5 protein-coding genes are annotated in these 6,255 nt (G+C 26.3%); all 5 read right to left on the bottom strand.

Annotation, left to right across the window (positions count from 1 at the left end):
* Positions 1 to 260 precede the first annotated feature (260 nt).
* A complete protein-coding gene (locus CRU95_RS11315; RefSeq protein ID WP_129101237.1) occupies positions 261 to 647 on the bottom strand; it encodes a hypothetical protein in 387 nt (128 codons plus the stop codon).
* A 280-nt stretch (positions 648 to 927) separates the two neighbouring features.
* Positions 928 to 1,641, bottom strand: a complete 714-nt coding sequence (locus tag CRU95_RS11310) for a response regulator transcription factor (RefSeq protein WP_129101236.1) — start codon at positions 1,639 to 1,641, stop codon at positions 928 to 930.
* A 16-nt stretch (positions 1,642 to 1,657) separates the two neighbouring features.
* Positions 1,658 to 4,267, bottom strand: a complete 2,610-nt coding sequence (locus tag CRU95_RS11305) for a PAS domain-containing sensor histidine kinase (RefSeq protein ID WP_129101235.1) — start codon at positions 4,265 to 4,267, stop codon at positions 1,658 to 1,660.
* A 63-nt stretch (positions 4,268 to 4,330) separates the two neighbouring features.
* Positions 4,331 to 4,822 (bottom strand): asparaginase domain-containing protein, encoded by a 492-nt coding sequence (locus tag CRU95_RS11300; RefSeq protein ID WP_129101234.1) that lies wholly within the window; start codon positions 4,820 to 4,822, stop codon positions 4,331 to 4,333.
* A complete protein-coding gene (gene aspA / locus CRU95_RS11295; RefSeq protein ID WP_129101233.1) occupies positions 4,819 to 6,234 on the bottom strand; it encodes an aspartate ammonia-lyase in 1,416 nt (471 codons plus the stop codon). The genes CRU95_RS11300 and aspA overlap by 4 nt, the downstream gene beginning before the upstream one ends.
* Between the last annotated feature and the right edge of the window lie 21 nt (positions 6,235 to 6,255).

The following is a 6,255-nucleotide window of genomic DNA, read 5'->3' as shown; positions in this document are numbered from 1 at the left end:
TTTTAACAAGTACTGTTCAAATAAGACCTAATAGAAAATTTAAAAGACCATCTCCTTTGGAAGGTAAAAATACTAAAGGTATTAAATCAGCTAATTTTTCCAAGAGGAAGAAAAAAAGTGTTTTTTAGAAGTACTGAAGATACTATGAAAAGGGGTTTCTTGGCTTAACTTAACGGCATTGATCCTGTCCCCAGATTTTTGTTTATTTAGGCTTAAAAATCAGATGGGTCACTCGTTTCTCTCCAAGAATTTGTTAGACTTTACATTATAGTATCTTCGGATATAGCATGACATTTTTCTAGAATGTTAGATATTTTTTTATGAAATATAAAAGGAAGATACAAATGTATAATCCAATAAATTCCTATAGTCACAATTGGTATAATTGATTCAGTAAGTTCATTAAAAATGAGATAATAAATACAAATTAGACCAGCAGATACAAACATAGCTGAAAGAAATGAAATAAATCTACGTTTTCTTTCAGGATATATAAAACTTCTATATCCTTCTATATCTTGAAGTTCTTGTTTCAATTTGGAATCATTGATGATATATTTTTGATTATTATCTTTAGTATAAATAGAATTATTATTCTTATCATAGTAAAAAATATGGCTTGCAGTAAAGTCATCGTAACTTTGCAAATTAACTCCTATCTGTCTAACTACTTATTAGTAATACATTATGTATTGCGTACATCTAAAACTACCCAATAGTTTTACATTTAAAATGTTAACCTATTAAACATAAATAAATACCTAAAAATAAACTCTTTTAAATAAACTCTTTTAAATAAAAACATTTCATATTAAAATATTTTTTATAATATTTTTAATCTTTTTATATAATTATCATGTAGATTATTAACGTATATCCTTAATAGCTTATCAAAATGCTAAATATATCAGGAGTATCTAGTAATCTTTAATCACCTCTCTCAATCAAATACCCCAACCCCTTTTTCGAAACAATAAAATCATCATCAGCAATCTTATCTTTAACCCTTTTTATAACCGTACGCATAGTAGCATCAGAAGTATTAGCATCATTCCAAATAAACTCTTTTAGATATTCTTTTGTTTTTATCTCTTTTATATTTTTAGCAAGAGCTTCGATAAGAAGTTTCTCTTTTTTTGTTAAATCAACCAACTCATCATTTTTATAAAGTTGTTTAGTTTTTCTGTTATATTTATATGTATTATTTAAAGCTACTAATTCATCTTCTACTATTACATTTGATTTATCTTCTAGGACTTTTGATTTTACTTTTTTTAACATCACCATCATATTTTTTACTTCCAAGGGTTTTACAAAATATGATATGACATTTAAGTTTATTGATTTAAAAAGATACTCTTCATCTTTATAGGCTGATACTATTATGAACTTTTGGTTTTCATTTAGTCTTGTAATCTTTTCAATCATTGTTAGTCCATCCATATTTGGCATTTGGATATCTGTTAGAACTAAGTCAAAAGTTTTGTTTTCATTGTATGCTTTTTCATATAAGTCAAATCCTTCTTCTCCATCACAGGCAATTTTTACTTCATCAAAAACTGTATCAAGGTAGAAACTTAATATCTCCCTTGCGTCCTCTTCATCTTCAACTAATAATACTCTTGTAATATATTCGCTCATTTGTTATCCTATGAAGTTAAATATTTAGTGTGATAATAAACTTCACACCATCACTTGTATTTTCTACTTCAATTTTTCCTTTCATATTAGTTTCTATAATTGATTTTGTCATGTAAAGACCTATTCCAGTACCTTGCATCTCAAACTTTGTTGTAAAGTATGGCTCGTAAATTTTATATAAAATCTCTTCATCTATATTTCCACCATTATTAGTTATTTCCAAGTTCATTTTTTCATTATCTTTTTTCAAAGATATATTTATATGTGCCTCAAAGCTTTCTTTCTCTTTTTTCATCAATAAAGCATCTTTTGCATTATTTAAGATATTTAATAAAGCTTGTTTTAGTTCATTTTCATAGTTTGTTATTTTTACTTCTTCATACTCAAAATTTATTTTTATATTTTGAATTTCATATTGATTTTTTACCATGTAAAGCAAAGTATTAATACACTCATTTACATAAAACTCATTTTTTGATTTTGAAGGTTTATAGAAGTTTCTAAAATCATCAATTGTCTCACTCATATACTCTATATGTTGATTTGCTTTATTCATAAACTTATCAAGTTTTTCATCATTTACATCTTTGTTTTTGTAATTATCTCTTAAAAATTGGAGTATCAAAGATACATTATTGAGTGGCTGTCTCCATTGGTGAGCGATATTTCCCAACATCTCTCCCATGGCTGCTAATTTGTTTTGTTGGATTAGGATTCTATCTTTTTCTCTATTTTTAGCAAGTTCATCTTCAACTTTTAATTTAAGTTCTTCTTCACTTAGCTTTATTTTTGTGATGTCATTTAAATACCCATAGAAGTGGCTTACTTGTCCTGAGTGGTTTTTAATAAGAATTACCCTACTTGATATCCATCTTACTTCATTTGCAGCATTTATCATTCTACAAGTAAAAGTGAAGTTTGGTAGATCTTTTTTTACTGCTGCATTAATAGCAACTTGAACACTTGCCACATCTTCTTTATGAATAAGATTCATAAATCTCATATTCTCTTTTTCAAACATATTTTTACTAAAGCCAAAAGTTTGAATACTATTTGAGATATATTGAACAGATAGATTTTCATTATTGACAAGTTTAAAGATTACGATTTTTCCATCTTCAACTAAAAGTTCAATATCCAATAACTCTTTTTTCATTCTTTTATTTTTGTCTATATCCATAGACATCATTAGCATTCTATCTAATTCATTATTTTCATCAACAAAAGATTTACCTCTTGCAAGTACCCATTTAAAGCCTTCACTTTTAGTTTTTAATCTATATTCACAAACAAATGTATCATCTGCTTTTGCAAATATTTTATCAAATAGTTTTTCCACATTTACTTTATCTTCATTGTGAATCAACTCAAACCAATCAGAAAATGTAATTAATTCATCCTTTTTATATCCAAACATATCTAACCATTTATCTGAAAAATATATTTTTTTAGTCTTAAAATCTATATCCCACAAACCATCATTTGAGGCAATAATTGCCAACTCAAATCTTTTTTTCCAATGTATTAGAGATACTCTTCTATCTTCAAGTTCATCATTGTATTCTGTAATGATATTTTTAATAAAACTTGTGAAAAGATAAGTAAGTAAAATAAGAAATCCAGCACCTATTAAAATATAAATAAAGATTCTAAATAACAAGGTTCTATAATCTTTTTTGATTTTATAAATTGTATCTTTTAATTGGTTTTCAATAATACTTTTATCATAAAAGCTAGAGACTAAAAAGTCAAATTTATCATAAAAATAACTAAAGTTTTTAAACTCATCACTATAATCAAAATTGTTCAAATAGTGTTTTATAATTTTGTATGATTTATTATATTTCTTGTTTTTAAATAATTCACTTGAGTCTTCATACTTTTTATTCCCATTAAAATTATAAGTCTTTTGAGAAATAATATCATAAAACCATATTGGAAATTTTTTTGTATTAATTGCATTTATGATAGCAGTTTTAGTAATCTCTTTGATTGAATTAATTGTAGAAAATGAACCTATAAAATACTCTTTCTTATTGATAATTACTTTATCAAAAAAACTCAACCTTACTGTTCTTGCAACATCATCTTTCCAATATTGAAGATTATCATTGCCTTGTGAATATATATATTTTAAAATAAACTCTTTGTATTTTTTATCTTTATAACTATAAATAAGATTTTGCAAATATAAAATGGAACTTTCACCATATAAAATTTTTAAGTCATCTTTTGTAAAAATTACAATATTTAAGTCGTTTGTATTTTCTATATTTTTTATATAGCTATCTAAGTTTTTTTTATCTTTTAATTTATTTGCTTGTATAAATCCAACTACTTTATAAGTGATATTTTTAAGGTGTATTTCTTCTTGGGAAAAGCTGTTTTTTAGTTTTTTATCTATATAAGATGTAAATGTAGTTATCTCTTCTTTTTTAGTAAATTCGTAGTTTAAAGAGTATTTTTGTTTTAATAAATCTATTTCTCTACTTTGTTTAGAATCCAAAATAAAAAAAGTAATAAGAAAAGATAATAAAGCGATTACAATTATAAATATAAGTGGTATTTGTGAATATAATCGCTCTATATCTGTTAAAGTGTATTTCTTTTTATTTTTAATAAGCATTTATCTACCTGTTTCATAATTGTTTCAAGTGATACAATTATAATGAAACTTTATTAAATATAGCTAATTAATTAAAAATTGTCCTACAGATCTATCTTTTTTTAGTCTACTGTACTCAACTACAACCCCATGCATAGAGATATAAATACCAGATTTTACCTCAGCATTTAAGAATCCTAAAGCTTGTGAAAAATTCATAGTAGCTTCAACCTCATCAATACTCATAGGAACCATAGCACCTGTGAAAACTATTACTTTTCCTTCAATCTTTCCATCAAAGAATTTTGAAGTTAAATCAACAGTATCAGTTCCATGTATGATTATAATTTTATCACTTGTACTATTTTGAACTTCTTCTAGAATAGTCTCTCTATCTTCATCTGTAAAATACAAACTATCTTTAGAGACTAAATTTTTAATATCAAAAGTCACATTGTGACAAGATTTAATAATCTTGTCCAATGCTACATTATCAGCAGGAACTTCAAGTTCTCCTTTGATAGGGTTATATCTTTTGTTAAAAGTTCCACCTGTATTTAAAACTGTAATTGTCATTTTGTAGTTTCCTTCATCAAATTATTTACCATATTTTCAGGTTTTAATAATTCATCTAATTCTTCTTTTGTAAACAATTCTTGCTCCAAAATAAGATCATATACTCTTTTGTTAGTTGCCAATGCTTCTTTAGCTATTGCAGAACTTTTTTCATATCCTAAGATTGGATTTAAACAAGTTACTAAAGTAACAGAGTTTAATATATTATTCATACAAACTTCTTCATTTGCAGTTATACCTTTAACACATTTTTCACCTAAAGTATAAAATGCTCTTCTCATCATATTTATAGAAGTAAATAGTTTGTATGCAATAATCGGTTCAAATACATTCAACTGTAATTGCCCACCCTCACAAGCAATAGAAATAGTAGTATCGGCACCTATTACTTCAAAAGCAACTTGATTTACTACTTCAGGGATAACTGGATTTACTTTTCCAGGCATGATAGAACTTCCTGGTTGCATTGGAGGAAGATTTATTTCATTGAATCCTGCTCTTGGTCCTGAACTTAATAGTCTAAGATCATTACATATTTTAGAAACTTTGATTGCAACTCTTTTTAGTATTCCAGAGATATGAACAAAAGCACCAGTATCTTGAGTAGCTTCAATTAAATCTCCAGCAGCTACATAATCTACTCCTGTTACTTCTCTTAGATTACTTATAACTTTTCTTTGATATGAAGCTTTTGAGTTAATACCTGTACCAATTGCAGTAGCTCCAAGATTTACTTCTTTTAAAAGTGTTTGAGCATCTCTTAGTCTATAAATATCTTCATCAATCATAACTGCATATGTTTTAAACTCTTGTCCAAGTGTCATAGGTACTGCATCTTGAAGTTGAGTTCTTCCCATTTTAAGTACATCTTTAAATTCAACTGATTTTTCTTCAAAACAATCTCTTAAGAATCTCAAAGAATCTTTTAATTTATAAATTAGTTCATGAAGTGTAAGTTTAATAGCTGTTGGATATACATCATTTGTAGATTGACTCATATTGATATGATTATTTGGATGAATAAACTCATATGCACTTTTTGGTTTACCCATAATTTCTAATGCTCTATTTGCTATTACTTCATTTGCATTCATATTTGTAGAAGTTCCAGCTCCCCCTTGGATTGGATCTACTATAAACTGATCATGAAATTTCCCATCAATAATTTCATTACAAGCTTGAACTATTGCATCTCTTTGAGCATCCGATAAGTCCCCTAACTCAAAGTTTGTTAATGCACAAGCTTTTTTCACTCTTGCAAGTGATTTTATAAAATTTGGAAATAATGATATATCTGTTTTTGTAATATAAAAATTCTCTTTTGCTCTTAATGTTTGTATTCCATAATACTTATCTAAAGGAATCTCTTTTTCACCTAAAAAATCTTTTTCTATTCTATGTAAAGTTTGCATAGCCCCTCTTTTTGTAATTAA

It is taken from the genome of Arcobacter sp. F2176 (assembly GCF_004116465.1).
Lineage (GTDB): Bacteria > Campylobacterota > Campylobacteria > Campylobacterales > Arcobacteraceae > Arcobacter > Arcobacter siniprincipis.
The sequence above is the reverse complement of the archived record's forward strand: the minus strand, read 5'-3'. Positions and strand labels throughout refer to the sequence as shown.

What these genes read in the sequence shown, in the direction of transcription:
- CRU95_RS11300 (WP_129101234.1), bottom strand. Translation starts at nt 4,822, where the DNA reads ATGACAATTACAGTTTTAAATACAGGTGGAACTTTTAACAAAAGATAT.
- CRU95_RS11310 (WP_129101236.1), bottom strand. Translation starts at nt 1,641, where the DNA reads ATGAGCGAATATATTACAAGAGTATTATTAGTTGAAGATGAAGAGGAC.
- aspA (WP_129101233.1), bottom strand. Translation starts at nt 6,234, where the DNA reads ATGCAAACTTTACATAGAATAGAAAAAGATTTTTTAGGTGAAAAAGAG.
- CRU95_RS11305 (WP_129101235.1), bottom strand. Translation starts at nt 4,267, where the DNA reads ATGCTTATTAAAAATAAAAAGAAATACACTTTAACAGATATAGAGCGA.